At 28.4% G+C, this 14,814-nt stretch carries 14 protein-coding genes; 5 read left to right on the forward strand and 9 right to left on the reverse strand.

Annotated features, from left to right (window positions below; genetic code table 11):
* The first annotated feature begins 167 nt into the window (after nt 1–167).
* Entirely contained in the window at nt 168–1,994 is a 1,827-nt protein-coding gene (typA, locus tag AMN95_RS03320) for a translational GTPase TypA (protein WP_075522559.1), read from the forward strand.
* Here typA and AMN95_RS03325 read toward each other — a convergent pair.
* Nucleotides 1,991–2,638 carry a membrane protein YczE gene (locus AMN95_RS03325; protein WP_075522560.1) on the reverse strand — a complete coding sequence of 216 codons (648 nt, stop codon included), beginning with the start codon at nt 2,636–2,638 and terminating at the stop codon, nt 1,991–1,993. The genes typA and AMN95_RS03325 overlap by 4 nt on opposite strands.
* A gap of 50 nt (nt 2,639–2,688) precedes the next feature.
* Between AMN95_RS03325 and AMN95_RS03330 the strand changes: the two genes are divergently transcribed.
* Nucleotides 2,689–3,369 carry a DUF6134 family protein gene (locus tag AMN95_RS03330; protein ID WP_075522561.1) on the forward strand — a complete coding sequence of 227 codons (681 nt, stop codon included), beginning with the start codon at nt 2,689–2,691 and terminating at the stop codon, nt 3,367–3,369.
* Between the two features lies 1 nt (nt 3,370).
* Here AMN95_RS03330 and AMN95_RS03335 read toward each other — a convergent pair whose 3' ends face one another.
* Genes AMN95_RS03335 through tldD form a run of 3 tightly spaced genes read right to left on the reverse strand, consistent with a single transcriptional unit; the run spans nt 3,371 to nt 7,068 of the window.
* Nucleotides 3,371–4,342: an NAD(P)-binding protein gene (locus AMN95_RS03335; protein ID WP_075522562.1), complete on the reverse strand. Its 972-nt coding sequence runs from the start codon at nt 4,340–4,342 to the stop codon at nt 3,371–3,373.
* Nucleotides 4,339–5,655, reverse strand: a complete 1,317-nt coding sequence (locus tag AMN95_RS03340) for a TldD/PmbA family protein (RefSeq protein ID WP_075522563.1) — start codon at nt 5,653–5,655, stop codon at nt 4,339–4,341. The genes AMN95_RS03335 and AMN95_RS03340 overlap by 4 nt, the downstream gene beginning before the upstream one ends.
* The gene (gene tldD, locus AMN95_RS03345) at nt 5,656–7,068 is read right to left on the reverse strand and encodes a metalloprotease TldD (RefSeq protein WP_075522564.1); all 1,413 of its coding nucleotides are present in this window, start codon (nt 7,066–7,068) and stop codon (nt 5,656–5,658) included.
* Nucleotides 7,069–7,161: 93 nt separating this feature from the next.
* Between tldD and AMN95_RS03350 the strand changes: the two genes are divergently transcribed.
* Nucleotides 7,162–7,512, forward strand: a complete 351-nt coding sequence (locus AMN95_RS03350) for a thiol-disulfide oxidoreductase DCC family protein (RefSeq protein ID WP_075522565.1) — start codon at nt 7,162–7,164, stop codon at nt 7,510–7,512.
* On the opposite strand, the gene AMN95_RS03355 is transcribed toward AMN95_RS03350, so the two are convergent.
* From AMN95_RS03355 to AMN95_RS03370, 4 genes are read right to left on the reverse strand one after another with little or no spacing between them, the layout of a single operon-like run.
* Nucleotides 7,505–7,798: a hypothetical protein gene (locus AMN95_RS03355; RefSeq protein WP_075522566.1), complete on the reverse strand. Its 294-nt coding sequence runs from the start codon at nt 7,796–7,798 to the stop codon at nt 7,505–7,507. The genes AMN95_RS03350 and AMN95_RS03355 overlap by 8 nt on opposite strands.
* A gap of 27 nt (nt 7,799–7,825) precedes the next feature.
* On the reverse strand, nt 7,826–9,022 hold the full coding sequence (locus tag AMN95_RS03360; protein ID WP_075522567.1) for a hypothetical protein: 1,197 nt from the start codon (nt 9,020–9,022) through the stop codon (nt 7,826–7,828).
* A gap of 27 nt (nt 9,023–9,049) precedes the next feature.
* Nucleotides 9,050–10,237: an SAM-dependent methyltransferase gene (locus AMN95_RS03365; RefSeq protein WP_075522568.1), complete on the reverse strand. Its 1,188-nt coding sequence runs from the start codon at nt 10,235–10,237 to the stop codon at nt 9,050–9,052.
* 1 nt (nt 10,238) lies between these two features.
* Nucleotides 10,239–11,123 carry a dihydrodipicolinate synthase family protein gene (locus AMN95_RS03370; protein WP_075522569.1) on the reverse strand — a complete coding sequence of 295 codons (885 nt, stop codon included), beginning with the start codon at nt 11,121–11,123 and terminating at the stop codon, nt 10,239–10,241.
* A gap of 49 nt (nt 11,124–11,172) precedes the next feature.
* On the opposite strand from AMN95_RS03370, the gene AMN95_RS03375 reads away from it, so the two are divergent.
* Nucleotides 11,173–12,135 (forward strand): glycosyltransferase family 9 protein, encoded by a 963-nt coding sequence (locus tag AMN95_RS03375; protein WP_075522570.1) that lies wholly within the window; start codon nt 11,173–11,175, stop codon nt 12,133–12,135.
* Here AMN95_RS03375 and AMN95_RS03380 read toward each other — a convergent pair.
* Nucleotides 12,132–12,635, reverse strand: coding sequence for a J domain-containing protein (locus AMN95_RS03380; protein ID WP_075522571.1), 504 nt, complete (start codon nt 12,633–12,635; stop codon nt 12,132–12,134). The genes AMN95_RS03375 and AMN95_RS03380 overlap by 4 nt on opposite strands.
* A 16-nt stretch (nt 12,636–12,651) precedes the next feature.
* Between AMN95_RS03380 and AMN95_RS03385 the strand changes: the two genes are divergently transcribed.
* Entirely contained in the window at nt 12,652–14,727 is a 2,076-nt protein-coding gene (locus AMN95_RS03385; RefSeq protein ID WP_075522572.1) for a S9 family peptidase, read from the forward strand.
* Nucleotides 14,728–14,814 lie beyond the last annotated feature (87 nt).

Raw genomic sequence — 14,814 nt, forward strand, 5'->3', positions numbered from 1 at the left:
CTCAAGTGTTAATAAAAAACCTAAATTTACCCTTAAAGAAAAAAGAAGATTAAAAAGGGAAAAGGCAAAAAAAACGAAATAACAACATATTTTGCTCAAAATTCTAATATTTATTGGTTTTTTTAAAGTTTTCAAAAAAAATTTTTAAGGTATAAGAGCCAGGATTTATGAGCAAAGATATTAGAAACATCACTATAATCGCACACGTTGATCACGGAAAGACAACCTTAATTGATAATCTGATGAAACAAAGTGGCTCATTTAGGGAAAATGAAGTTGTTGACGAAAGATTAATGGACTCAGGAGAACTTGAGAAAGAAAGAGGAATAACAATTTTAGCAAAACCTGCGTCTATAAACTGGAAAGACTCAAGAATAAATATTATTGATACACCAGGTCACCGTGATTTCGCTGCAGAAGTTGAGAGAGTTTTAAGCATGGCCGATGGCGCATTACTTTTAATTGACTCTGCTGAGGGAGTTATGCCTCAAACAAAATTCGTATTATCTAAAGCTCTAAAACAAGGTTTGAAACCAATTGTTGTAATAAACAAATTGGACAAATCAGATCAAAGAGCTAATGAGGTTTTAGATGAAACTTTTGATTTATTTGTAAGTTTAGATGCAAACGAAGAACAGCTGGACTTTCCTGTTTTATATGCAAGTGGAAGATCTGGTTGGGCTGATAAAGAAATTGATGGTCCTAGAGAGAATTTGAGTCCTTTATTAGATCAAATTATTGATCATGTAAAACCAGCTGAACTTGATAAAACAAAACCATTTGCAATGTTGTCTACTCTTCTTTATGCAGACAATTTTTTAGGTAGAAGCTTAGTTGGAAGAATTGCTCAAGGAACTGCAAAAGCAAATCAATCCATCAAGGCAATAAATCTAAAAGGTGAAAAAGTAGATGAAGGAAGACTTACTAAAATTTTTAGATATGAAGGCACAAAAAAAGTACCAATCGAAATTGGTGAGGCTGGAGATATAGTGGTTGTTGCTGGTTTAGAAAAAGCAAATGTTGCAGACACAATTTGTGATCTTGATGTAAATGATCCTATTAAAGCTACTCCAATCGATCCACCAACAATGTCCATTACCATTACTGTAAACACATCTCCTCTAGCAGGAACTGAAGGTAAAAAGCTTACAAGTACTCAGATAAGAGATAGGTTGATTCAAGAAGCACAGAATAATGTAGGAATTACTTTTACGGAAAATAAAGGTAACGATTCTTTTGTTGTAAGTGGACGAGGTGAATTAATGTTAGAAATTTTACTCACTCAAATGAGAAGAGAAGGTTTTGAAATGACTGTTAGTCCTCCAAAAGTTCTCTATAAAAAAGACGAAAATGGTAACAAACTTGAGCCAATAGAGGAAATAACTATGGATCTAGACGAGGAACATTCATCAAAAATTATAGATTCAATGAATAGAAGAAAAGGTAAATTAATAGAGTTAAAAGACACTGGTAAAAATAAAAAGAGATTAATCTTTCATGCACCAACAAGAGGTTTAATGGGATACACTAGTCAGTTTTTAACACTAACAAAAGGTAATGGCGTTATTAACAGAATTTTCCATGAGTATGGACCATTTGAAGGTGATATGGAAGGTAGAAGAAATGGTGCACTTATTTCAATGGAACAAGGAAAAGCAGTCGCATTTGCAATATTTAATTTACAGGCAAGAGGTGAGATGTTTGTAACTCACAATGATCCTGTTTATCCAGGCATGATTGTGGGATTATCTCCTAAACCAGGAGATATGATTATCAATGTTATGAAGGGTAAAAAATTAACAAATATGAGAACACAAGGTACAGATGAAAATGTTGTTCTAACACCAGTAAGAAAAATGTCCATCGCAGAGCAATTAAGCATGTTAAATACAGATGAGGCTTTAGAAATCACTCCAGACTCTTGTAGATTAAGAAAAGCAATTCTCGATCCACACAAGAGAAAGAGAAGTGAGAAATCAGGCGCTGCAGCCTAGTCGAAAATTTTATCAACTAAATATAAACCTAAAGCAACACAGGGACCAATTCCAAAAGCAAATAATAAAGTTCCTACTCCCACAGTTCCACCTAAGTACCACCCAATACTTACAACTGAGATTTCTAAAAATGCTCTTACAGCAGCAACTGGTAGGTTTGTTTTTTTTTGTAGACCAATCATCAAACCATCTCTTGGTCCTGCTCCAAGATTAGATACTAAATAAATACCTCCACCAATACCAACTGTTATAACTGAAACTATCGCTAAAATTAACTGATATAAATAGTTAGATGGGGTTGGAACAAATTTTATACAAAGATCGATCATCAATGCAATAATGATTGCATTAAGTATTGTCCCCATCCCTGGTTTTTGACCAAGTGGTATCCACAAAATTAAAACTGCAACACTAATCAAAAATGTTATTGTTCCTATACTCAAGTTAATATTTAAAGAAATACCTTGTGCTAAAACACTCCATGGAGAAGCGCCAGTAAAAGAAACAATTAATAAACCCTCTCCGAGACCAAATAACATCAAACCAAAACATAAAAAAAAGAATGTAGAGAATTTTGGTTTAAAATTATAAGGCTTATTAGAACTCCAATTGACCCTTGGTATTTTCTTAATTTTTAAAAACATTCTAATAAGTTATTTCTATTGTTAATAAAGTCTATTAAACTAGTTGTTAAATGAAAAAAATTATAGTCATTTTATTTCTTTTAATTTATCCAACAAATTCAATCGCTCATATTGGACATTACATTAAATTTAAGAAAATTGAGATGGAGATTTTTCGAAATGGTGAGCTTATTGGCTATAATCATTATTTTTTCAATAGAAATGGAGAAGAAACTATTATTACTAATCAAATTCAATTTGTTGTTAAACTTTTAGGAGCAACAGTTTTCAAAGTTGAAGGATATGGTGAGGAGAAATATATTAAAGACCAATTGGTTTCCTATATTTCAAAAACTTTACAAAATGATAAAAGAAAATTTGTTAATTTAACATTTAATCAAAAAAATAAAAAATTCGATATCAAAGGCTCTTCATATAATGGAGAGGCTTCACCTGATAATGTGATTGGAAATTGGTGGAATCATAAAATTTTACAAGCAAGTTCTCAAATTAGTCCAATTTCTGGAAGCATTAAAGATCAAGTAGTAACTTTCATAGGTAAAGAAAAAATCAATCTTTATGGAAAAATTTATGATGTTGATCATTTCACACTAAAATCTAAAGACATGAGTATACCTAAAAATAAAAGATTAGATTTTAATATTTGGTATGATCAAAAAAATTCAATGATATTAAAAGTATCTTATTCAAGAATGGGTAATTGGGAATATAAATTAAGAAATTTTGATTAATTTATTTAGAAATTTTTTTAAATAAGTCCTGTGCACTTAACCAACCTGACTCTAACCTAGGTCCTATAAACCAGTCAGCACAAACACCTAATCTTTTTTTTGAGTCCCAATAACTTTTAATCTTAAATGATTTAGAATTTGAAGAGTATTTCCACCCATGATTAAGTGAATAATGAATTTTTGTTTTTTTGATATTTGAAAGGTTAAAAAATTTATCTATCATAATCTTAGAATTCTTTTTTTTATTATTCTTATTTTTGTTAATTCTTTTATTAGCCCAATCAAATGTACTTTGCAGAGTCCATAAATCATATTTTGATTTAAATCTTTTTTTTGAGTTTTCATTTCCAGCCCAACCAAGAATTGGGTCTTCATAAAGGTAACTACTATTTGATTTCTTATTTCTTTTTATAGCTATCATAGTAGTAATATTTGCATCCATTTTTATAGATTTTTTTAAAAATGGATTTTTAATGAATCGTCTAGAAAGTTTTTTTAATTGTGGATAAGGACATGTGAGAATTAAGTTTTTAAAAGATCTAAATTTTCCATTTTCAAATAATAAATGCCACATTTTATCTTTATAATAAATCTTTTTTAATTCACTTTGGTAGTTACAATTAATTTTCTTAAGTAAATATTTACAAATATCATTGTTACCGTTTCTGCCTATTATTTTTAAATGTTTTTTATCCTCCTTTTTTTTTGAATTAAGGAAAATGTGTTTACCTCCCCAGACCTTTAAAATCTTTTTTTTAATTAAATTTTTAGTAAACCTTTTAAATTCTTTGGTTTTTGGAGAAAAATATTGTGTACCATGATCGAAACCAATTTTACCTTTTATTCTCTTAAAAGATGCACGTCCTCCTGGCCCTCGTGCTTTATCAAATAAAATTACAGAATGTTTTTTATTTAAAAGATTAGCAATAGTTGAACCTGAAATACCAGAGCCAATTATACAAAAATTGCTCATTTTCCAGCAACAACCATTCCCTCTATCATCATAGTTGGTGAATTTGTTGCATATTTGAAGTTTAAATCATTTGCTAAAGTAACATTTTGAAACATGTCTTTAAAATTACCAGCTATTGTAATTTCATTTATTGGATACTTGAATTCTCCATTTTCAATTAAAAAACCAGTTGCACCTACCGAATAATCGCCAGTTACAATATTACTTCCATGACCTATGGTTTCAGTTATATACAGACTTTTTGGATTTAAATTTAATAAATCTTTAAAATTAATGTTTCCATTTTCAAAATAAAGATTACTTGTCCCTCCGCACCTTCCATTAGACTTAAGGTTCAATTTTTTTCCATTGTATGTATCAATTAGATAATGTTTAAGAATACCTTGCTCCACTAATTTAAGGGTATCAGTCTTTACTCCCTCACTATCAAAATTTCTTGAACCCAGGCCTTTTGGTATATCTGGTTTATCAATAATCTTGATTTTATCTGAAAATATTTTTTGATTAATTTTGTCTTTCAAAAAAGATGTTCCCCTTGATATTGCTGATGAAGAAATAGCACTTGCAAAATTACTTAAAATTCCCTTTGCTATTCTCTTATCAAAAATAATAGAAATTTTTTCAGTACCTATTTTTTTTGGGTTCAATTTTCTAATTGTTTGATCCGCAGCTAATTTGCCCAATTCTTCTGCATCGTCTAAATCTTTAAGAAAACATTTGCTAGAGTACTCATAATCTCTTTCCATGCTTTTTTCATTTTTTGCAACCGCTACGCTATATGCTGTAAATGATGAAGTTTTATATCCATTACAGAAACCTTCGCTATTAGCTAAAATAAAGTTGGATTTGTTTTGAGTAAAACTAGATTCTGTATTAATAATTTTTTCATCGTCAGAAGCTGAGGCCTCTAATTTTTTTAGATAATCTATTTTTTGATCATTTTCTAAGTGAGTATCATCATAAAGATCTAAATCTTTTACCTCTTTTGCTAATAAATCTTTATCTGGTAGAGAATTAAATTCATCATCAGGTGTATTTTTTGTAGTTTCAATACACTTCTCAATTAAAGTATTTAGATTATCATTTAACAAATTTGAGGAAGAGATAGATGATTTTTTTTTACCAAAATAAATCGTAATATCTATACCTAAATCATCTGATCTGTTTGATTCATCTAATTTTTGGTTTCTAAAATTTACAGTCTCAGAAACAGAATGATTAACAATTACACTCGATCCAGTTGCACCTAATTTTTTAACTAAATCTATACAATATGATGCTTTTTTTTTTAGAAATTCCTGATTTTTAATCATCTAAAGTTTTGTGCCACCAACTGTCATTTTATTAATTAATATAGAAGGCTGCGCAACTCCAACTGGAACTCCTTGACCAGCTTTTCCACATGTTCCAATTCCAGGATCTAACATCATATCATTTCCAACCATTGAAACTTCTTTTAAAATTGAAGGACCATCGCCAATTAAAGTTGCACCCTTGATTGGTGATCCAATTTTGCCATTAATAATCTCATAAGCCTCAGTGCAATTAAATACAAATTTTCCAGATGTAATATCAACTTGTCCACCACCAAAACTGACAGCAAAAATTCCCTTATTAACTGCTTTGATCATCTCATCTTGGGTTTGTTTACCACTTAACATCATTGTATTTCTCATTCTTGGTAATACAATATGTCTATAATTTTCTCTTCTCCCACTACCAGTTGAACGAGTTTTCATTAAACGAGCGTTTAAACGATCTTGCATAAAATTTTTTAAAATTCCATTTTCTATCAAAACAGTTTTTTCTGTCGGTGTTCCTTCATCATCAATTGTTAGACTACCTCTTCTGTTATCTATAGTTCCATCATCAATAATTGTAACTCCTTCACTTGCAACTTTTTGACCCATTAAATCGTGAAATGCTGAAGTTTTCTTTCTATTAAAATCTCCTTCTAAACCATGACCAACAGCTTCATGAATTAAAATTGCTGGCCAGCCTGGGCCCAAAACAACTTTCATTTCGCCCGCAGGAGCAGGTTTGCTCTCTAAATTTACTGATGCTATTCTTAGAGCTTCATCACAAACATTTTTCCAATTATTGTCTTTCAAATAAGAGTTATATGATTTTCTTCCTCCAATACCATATACGCCTGTCTCTTTTCTTCCATTATTCTCAAGCATAACTGATACATTGAATCGTATTAGTGGCCTCACGTCAGATAATGTTTCTCCACCAGATCTGATTATTTCTATGGATTTATGTTCTCCCAAAAAATTAGCTGTAACTTGTTTTACATTCTTATTTTTGGAGCGAATATAATTGTTAACTTTATTTAAAATTTCTATTTTTTCATTAAGTGTTTTTTGATCAATAGGATTAAAATTTTCATAATATCTTTTATTAGATTTAGGAATAAAGTGATTATAATTTCCTTTAGCAGACCTTAACGTGGATTTTAAATTTCTTGACGATTGTTTTAATGAATTTTTTGAAATTTCGTTTGAATGAGAATAAGCTACGATCTCATCTGATATTGCTCTAAATCCAAAACCTAAATCTGAGTTATAACTAGAATTCTTGATTTTATTATCATCTAGTAAGATTGATTCTGATTTTGAATTTTCTAGATATAGCTCACCATCATCACATTTTTGGAGCGTTTCAGATACTATATCTTCAGCTTGATTTCTTGATAAATCTGATTTTTCAAAGAAATTTGTCATGAAGAACAATACATAGATTGTTTAATATTATTTTCAACTGGAGTATTTTACGCATATACATCAATCCGTTTAAGAAGTATTAAAATAATACTTATGAAGGTTTATTTCAATAATTCATGTAAAATTTGTAAAGCAGAAATTGATCTTTACAAAAAAGAAAAGATTGAACAAATAAATTGGATAGATATTACAAACAACCAAGATGCTCAAAAAGAAACTAATCGAAATGACAGCGAACTCCTAAGAAGACTACACGTAAAAAAAGACGGAAAAATATTCAGTGGAGCTAAAGCATTTTTAATAGTTTGGAAAAATATCCCTAAATACAAATTCCTATACTTAATATTCAAACTTCCAATTATTTTTCAAATTTTTTCCTTATTCTATGAAATTATAGCTTTCTTTCTCTACCTAAAAAATAAGAAACAAATAAAGACTAATTAAGTAGTAATATTAAAAGCTTACTTAACCAAGACATAAATGAAATAAACATCACAAGAAAGATTAAATACATAATTGTAACAAGTTTATTTTTTTTTCTTCTAAGTCTTACAAAATCTTTATCATCCAAATCAGAATAATCTCTTTCACCAATTACTTGATAATCATAAGTCCATCTCCAGGTACTATCACCAAGTCTAGAGTCAAGTTTGTTAACATAAGAAATCCAAGCTAAAACATATTTAAATAGTAAATACATTGATAAAAGAAAGAGAGAACCAAAAAACATAGTTAATTTTACAATTAATTTTAAAAATTAGTTAGTATTTTTTTCTCTTTTTCTTGAAATTAATTGAGTCAATGAGTCCACCATGGTATCAGAGGCTTTAAAAATTTCATTATTCTTAAATTCATGGGAAACATTTTGATCTGGATTTGTTTTATCCTCAATCACAATACCTTCCTCTGGAGAATTGTTTTTAATATAAATTAGTAATAACCATTCTTCATCAATCGATTCATCCCATTTTATAAAAATTTCTCCTGTTTCAAATCTCCGATCAATACATCTAAAGATTGACATGTGTCTAGTGACATGCCTTTTATTTAATTGAAAAACTAAACTACTAGCACTTCTGTAGAAACTTTCGAGCGCAAATTCAATTTTTTGTCTTGCGAGTGTATATTCTTTTTCTTTTTCTAGTAAAGTTTCTCTATCTTCGTCACCTTGTAAGTTAACCCCTAAGGCCTCTACTCTCTCTCTAATTTTCTGATCCCTTATAATACGATATTTTTCTTTTAGTTTTTCAATTCTTTCCTGCAATCCAGAATAATCTGCCCTTTTTTCTTTTAGTGAGATTTTCTCTAAATGCTCAAGTTCCTTAATTTCTCTAATTCTGAATTTTTCAATTTGTCTTTCTAATTTTAGTTGTTGTAAAAATTGTTTTTGTTTTTCTGATTGTTCAATACGTATCAAGGCTTGTTCTTTTCTTAAAAAAAGTTTGATATCTTTATTCCTTTGTTTTTCAATTCGAATTTCATCTCTTAGAGATTGTTCTTTTAACTTAATTCTTAAATTCATTTCTTTTTCTTTTTGTTTCTTAATTTCTATTTTATCTAATCTTTCTTTTTCTAATTGTTCTAATTTAATTCTTCTTTTTTCATCTTTTTTTAAAATCTTATAATTTTCAATTGAGTCTGAAATTTTATCAAAGAATCTTTGTATATATTTTTCGAGACTAAAATTTAGGTTAAAATTCAGTTTTGGTTTTATTGATAATTGTATTTTTACAATTTTAGAAATAAAACTTTCACTTTTGATTCTTTTAATTTTTTTGAGACCAGGTCTTTTAAATTTACTATTATTTTTTCTTATTTTTTTTTTATTATTTTTTTTTCTTTTTATCTTAATTGATGTATATTTTTTTTTCCTTGATTTTTTAAAACTTCTTATTTTATTTTTTTTCTTTTTTATATTTTTAGTGTTTTTTGTATTTTTATATTTTTTTTTCATTACAATAACAGCAAATTTATCAACTATTTATTGATAAATATAGTCTCTTGTAACTGGAGTTGATCTATAATTCTTTGCAAGCTGAAATTGATATACTACTTGGTCCCCCCATTTAAAGGCCATTTCACATCCTGCAAGATAAAATTCCCACATTCTAAAAAATTTTTCATCAAACATATTAATAATTTTATCTTTATTTTTAATACAGTTTTCCTTCCAATTTCTTAAAGTATGAGCATAATGAAGTCTTAATACTTCAATATCAGTAACAATTAAGCCAGCATTTTCTATTGGCGTTGTTACCTCACTTAAGCTTGGAGTATAACCCCCTGGGAATATGTATTTTGTAATCCAAGGATGTGGGTCTCTTGGAGGATTAACTGATCCAATCGTATGAATTAATGAAATACCATCATCATTCAATAAATTTTCTATTTGATTAAAAAATTTTTTATAAAATTTTCTACCAACATGTTCAAACATTCCAACACTCACAATTCTATCAAACTTTTCATTCAACTCTCTGTAATCCATCAGTTTAAATTTCACCTGGTTTTCTAAATTCATTTCTTTCACTTTTTGATTACAATAATTCAGCTGATTTTCTGAGAGTGTAATACCTGTTACTTCACAACTTGCAGTTTTAGCAATATCTATTGCTAATGATCCCCAGCCACATCCAATATCTAAAACTTTTTGATTAGATTTTATATTAAGTTTTTTTATTATATGTTGAATTTTATTATTTTGAGCAGTTTCAAGACTATCACTCTCTTTTTTAAAATAAGCACAAGAGTATTGTCTTTTAGGGTCTAGAAACAAATCATATAAATCATCTTTGATATCATAATGGTGAGATACATTCATTTTTGATTTTTTAATAAAATTAAAGTTAGTCAAATATCTATAAGATCCCCTCAATCTATTCAAAATATAACTAAAAAAATTTAATTCTCCTCTGCCAATATTCATCAAAGCCAAATCTAAAAAATCAGTTAACGACCCATTTTCTATAATTAAATCTCCATCTGTATATGCTTCACCAAAATATAAATCTGGATGAAATAACAATTTATAATGTAGTTTCTTATTTAGTATTATCAATTTAATTGGTTTGTTATTTGGTTTACCTATAATATGCTCATTTGAATCAGCATCTACAAGGACAAAACCACCATGTTTAAAAACTTTATTTAAAAATTTAACAAGTTGCATATTAAGCTGCCAATTTTGAATTTGATTGAAAATTAAGTTTTTTTAAATTTTTCATCAGTTCTTTTTCATCTGAGTTATTTAAAATTTTTAGAGGTGGTAAAAGATTTTTATAAATTTCATCTTCAAAAGACTTAAAAGTGTGAAGGGCAGAAATTAAGTTAAATCTCTCAAATTCATTTCTTACATCAGTCAATTTTTTTTCATATATCTGCTCTTTCCCTAAAATAAAATCATCATAAACCTTTCGTGCAAGTTGTGCTGTGACATTGCAAGTTGCTGTGATTATACCAGAGCATCCAAGCTCGAGACCTCTTAATAATTTTGACTCTGAGCCAGGTAAAACAGAAAAATTTTCCAATCTAATTTTTTCAAACAGATTGTAAGAACTGTCTTTTACTCCAACTATTTGTTCTGGAAATCTTTTTTTAAGTTCTGTGATTGAATCTACACTGAATTTATATCCACATAATTTTTCGAAATTATAAAGTATAATTTCACTTTCAGGAACTGACTCGATAATTTTAGTGTAGAAATTAATTGCGTCTTTATCTTCGTACTTGTAGTAAGCTGGAGGCATGATTAAAAATTTTTTAAACTTAAGCGAAATTGCAATTTTAAGTATGTTAATTGTTTCATTCAATGAATTTAAGCCTGTGCCAATTATAAACTTATCTTTATACTCGCTTGCTGACAGGTTATTTAACAACTTTATTTTTTCAGAAATTGAGATCAATTGGGCTTGTCCAGTGCTTCCAAAAATCGCCACCCCATGACAACCAGAATCTATCAATTTTTCAGCATGGTCTATAGTCTTTTTAATGTTTAAGCTCAAATCAGAATTTAAGACTGACATTGAGGCTGCAAATATTCCACTTATTTTTGTCATATTAAAAATTTATATAAAAAAAAAGATTAGTAAAGTTTATAAATTATAAATGAAAATATTAGTTATTCAAAATAGAATGGGTATTGGAGATAATATTATGTTTCTGCCCTTCATAGAAGCAATAAGTAAAAAATTTAATACACCTGTTAATTTAATGGTTCGCAAAAGTTCTAAAGCAGAAGAATATTTAGAATACACAAATTATATAAATAAAATATTCACCCTACAAAGAGAAAAAAATTCGAAAGGGAAACATGACGGATTATTGGGGAGTATGAATTTGATTAAAGATCTAAAAATTGAAAAATTTGATAAAATTTTTATATTCAATTCATCTTTAAGATTTAGATTAATTGCAAAATTGGCAGGTATAAATGAAGTTTATCAATATCCTCTTTTCAGTAAAAAAAAACAACATATTACAGAGACTGCTAAAAAATTTATTAAGGATACAATTGACATTAACAAATTTAATGATCCAAAAATTTTCATACAAGATGATAAATTAACAGAAGTTTCATCTAAGTTTGAAATAAAAAAACAAGATACAAATATTCTTTTAGGTATTGGTGGATCTGGACCTACTAAACGAATCCCAGCAAACATATTTTTAGAATTTATGGAAGATTTAACCAAAATCAAAAAATGTAGATTTTTTCTAGCTACAGGTAATGATAAAGATGAACAATTAATTTTGAATAAAATTTTAAATTCAAAATTAGGAAATCTATGTACTCCGTTAGACTTTATGAGTATCAAAGAAACATTACCAATTATAAAAAGTTGTGATGCTGCAATTTGTAATGATACAAGTTACAGTCATTTATCAGCTGCACTTGGAGTAAATACGATTACTTTAATGGCAGACACCCCTTTAATTTATGGCTCTTATAGTTCTAAAATGCACCCTGTTATTCCAGATGGAGTAGAAGAAGTAACCCATAACACTCTAGGAAGAGATAAAATTAATCCAAAAAAAATTTTTGAAAAATTAATTAAAATATTGAATTAAGAAATATCTTTTAAAACAATTTCTTTAGCTTCATTAACGATAGCTGACAATCGTGAGGTTTCAGGAGATACATCAGGATGAATTTTTTTTTGAATTTTAGTGTAAGCATCCTTCACCTCCTTTTGAGTAACTCTTTTATTTCTTTCCAAATTTAGAATCTTGTAGGCTTCATCGACTGTTAAATTAGATTGATTATTAGTTTGCATGTTTTGAAAAGAAAAACGTCCAGAGTTTCTTAATGTTTGTATTAATCTAAATAATGAAATTAATTGAAAAATTGAAAGGCCTTTTAATTTTAATAAAGCTAAACTAGCTAAAGTTAAGGGTAAGGTTAATAAATATCTCCCTCCTATAGCAAATAATACTGCAAGTAAAATTAAGCCTATTATGAGAATTACCCTCATACCTTTAGAGATTTTTTTTGAGGAAATAGTGGTAAATTTTTTCAATAAAAAATAAAAAATGGTTAAAATAACTAATGTATAAATTGCTATATTCATATATTTCCTCTGATAAATGAAATTACCACAATTAGAAAAAAAACCTGAACTAAAATCTTGTCATGATGTCACTTGGGAAGATAATTATAGTTGGATCCATCAGGATAATATTCTTGAGGTTTTAAAAGATAGCTCCAAGCTACTTCCAGATGTTAGGAAATATCTTGAAGAAGAAAATAGTTTTACAGAACATAATTTAAAAGACACAAAAAAATATCAGAAAATCTTATTTGATGAAATTAAAGGTAGAATAAAGTTAGATGATGAATCATTAAAATTTAAAGACAAAGAATATGAATATTGGACTAAAACGACTGCACTAGGAAATTACTCCATAAAACTAAGAAAGAAAATTGGGAGTGATAAAGTTGAAGAATTTTGGAATGGTGATGAGGAAAAAGAGAAATTAAAAACTGAATATTTCGGTGTAGGTGATTTAGAGGTAAGTTATAATGACAAACTTTTAGGTTATTCTTTAGATTTAAAGGGATCTGAATATTATACAATTTACGTAAGAAATATTACCTCAGGAAAATTAGTCACTGAGAAAATAGAAGAAACAAGTGGAAGTATTACTTTTAGTTTGGACGACCAATATTTTTTTTATTCAAAGCTTGATGAATTTCATAGACCAAGAAAAATATTTAGACACAAAATTGGATCATCAGTCAAAGATGATGAGCTTGTTTTTGAGGAGAAAAGTGAAGCATTTACTGTAGGCATAAGTTTGAGTTCAGATGAAAAATATTTTTTTATTACAACATCAGATCATAATACTTCTGAACAATACTACTTTGAGGTAACAGAAAAAAATCCAAAGCCAAAATTAATTATAAAAAGAAAAAAGGGTGTAATTTATTCAGTCAATTCTTGGGATGGATATTTTTATTGTCATACTAATGATGATGCAGAGGATTTCAAAATCGAGAGATGTGATGATTTATCAAATCAAAAGTGGGAAATTTATATAGCAGCTAAAGAAGAGGTTTTAATCGGAGGATTAATATTTTTAAATGATTGGATTATCAGAGGGGAAAAATCAAATGCATTAGGAAAATTATTTGTAAGAAATAAACAAACAGGAATTGAGGAAGAATTAAAATTTACTGACGAAACTGTGATTGTGCCCAGTGTTTCATTGATACAAAGAAATAAAAATACTGACTCAGTTCACTTGTCATATTCGTCTCCGAAAACACCAGGTAAAACTTATTTATACAATTTAAAAACAAAAGAAAAAAAATTAGTAAAAGAACAAGAAATCCCATCTGGTCATAATCCAGATGACTATATAGTCGAAAGACTAGAGTGCCCTTCTCACGATGGAAGATTAGTTCCACTTACAATTACTAGACACAAAAAAACAAAAATTAATGGTTCAGCTAATTTACTTTTATACGGTTATGGGTCATATGGAAGTTCAATGACTCCAGATTTTTCCTCAACTAGATTGAGTTTAATTGACAGAGATATTATTTGGGTAACTGCACATATTAGAGGAGGAATGGAAAAAGGAATGAAATGGTGGAAAGAAGGAAAGCTTCTTAATAAAAAAAATACATTTGAAGATTATATTCACGTAGCAAAGTTTTTGATTGAAAAAGGATATTCATCGAAAGGAAAGATTATTGGTATGGGTGGATCAGCTGGTGGTTTATTAATGGGTGCAGTGGTTAATCAATCCCCAGAATTATTTCTTGGAATTGTTATGGCTGTGCCGTTTGTTGACTCATTAACAACTAACTTGGATCATTCTTTACCTCTTACTGTTGGAGAATTTGATGAATTCGGGAATGCAAAAGATAAAAAAGAACATTTTGATTATATTTATTCTTATGCTCCATATAACAACATCAAAAAAATGGATTATCCTCACATGTTAATTACAACAAGCTTAAGTGATAATAGAGTATTATTTGATGAACCAGCAAAATTTACAGCCAAACTTAGAGATCTAAAAACAGATAATAACTTGCTTTTATTAAAAACCGAGATGAACGCGGGCCACGGAGGTAAATCAGGTAGAGATGGCGCCATAGAAGAAATGGCTTTTGACTATGCATTTATATTGAAGATCTCTGGAAAAATTTAAATTTTATATCTTGAAAAAAATAAAATAACTCCCATATAAATTTTGTTGGTCGCCTAATGGGGCTAACAATAAATAAACTTGCTTAAC

Source organism: Candidatus Pelagibacter communis (assembly GCF_001180185.1).
Classification (GTDB): Bacteria; Pseudomonadota; Alphaproteobacteria; order Pelagibacterales; family Pelagibacteraceae; genus Pelagibacter; species Pelagibacter ubique_F.

Bases quoted from the DNA above. Each gene is read 5' to 3' on its own strand.
- AMN95_RS03355 (WP_075522566.1), bottom strand. From the start codon at position 7,798: ATGTTTTTTGGTTCTCTCTTTCTTTTATCAATGTATTTACTATTTAAA.
- AMN95_RS03350 (WP_075522565.1), top strand. From the start codon at position 7,162: ATGAAGGTTTATTTCAATAATTCATGTAAAATTTGTAAAGCAGAAATT.
- AMN95_RS03370 (WP_075522569.1), bottom strand. From the start codon at position 11,123: ATGACAAAAATAAGTGGAATATTTGCAGCCTCAATGTCAGTCTTAAAT.
- AMN95_RS03380 (WP_075522571.1), bottom strand. From the start codon at position 12,635: ATGAATATAGCAATTTATACATTAGTTATTTTAACCATTTTTTATTTT.
- AMN95_RS03330 (WP_075522561.1), top strand. From the start codon at position 2,689: ATGAAAAAAATTATAGTCATTTTATTTCTTTTAATTTATCCAACAAAT.
- typA (WP_075522559.1), top strand. From the start codon at position 168: ATGAGCAAAGATATTAGAAACATCACTATAATCGCACACGTTGATCAC.
- AMN95_RS03335 (WP_075522562.1), bottom strand. From the start codon at position 4,342: ATGAGCAATTTTTGTATAATTGGCTCTGGTATTTCAGGTTCAACTATT.
- AMN95_RS03385 (WP_075522572.1), top strand. From the start codon at position 12,652: ATGAAATTACCACAATTAGAAAAAAAACCTGAACTAAAATCTTGTCAT.
- tldD (WP_075522564.1), bottom strand. From the start codon at position 7,068: ATGACAAATTTCTTTGAAAAATCAGATTTATCAAGAAATCAAGCTGAA.
- AMN95_RS03360 (WP_075522567.1), bottom strand. From the start codon at position 9,022: ATGAAAAAAAAATATAAAAATACAAAAAACACTAAAAATATAAAAAAG.
- AMN95_RS03375 (WP_075522570.1), top strand. From the start codon at position 11,173: ATGAAAATATTAGTTATTCAAAATAGAATGGGTATTGGAGATAATATT.
- AMN95_RS03325 (WP_075522560.1), bottom strand. From the start codon at position 2,638: ATGTTTTTAAAAATTAAGAAAATACCAAGGGTCAATTGGAGTTCTAAT.
- AMN95_RS03365 (WP_075522568.1), bottom strand. From the start codon at position 10,237: ATGCAACTTGTTAAATTTTTAAATAAAGTTTTTAAACATGGTGGTTTT.
- AMN95_RS03340 (WP_075522563.1), bottom strand. From the start codon at position 5,655: ATGATTAAAAATCAGGAATTTCTAAAAAAAAAAGCATCATATTGTATA.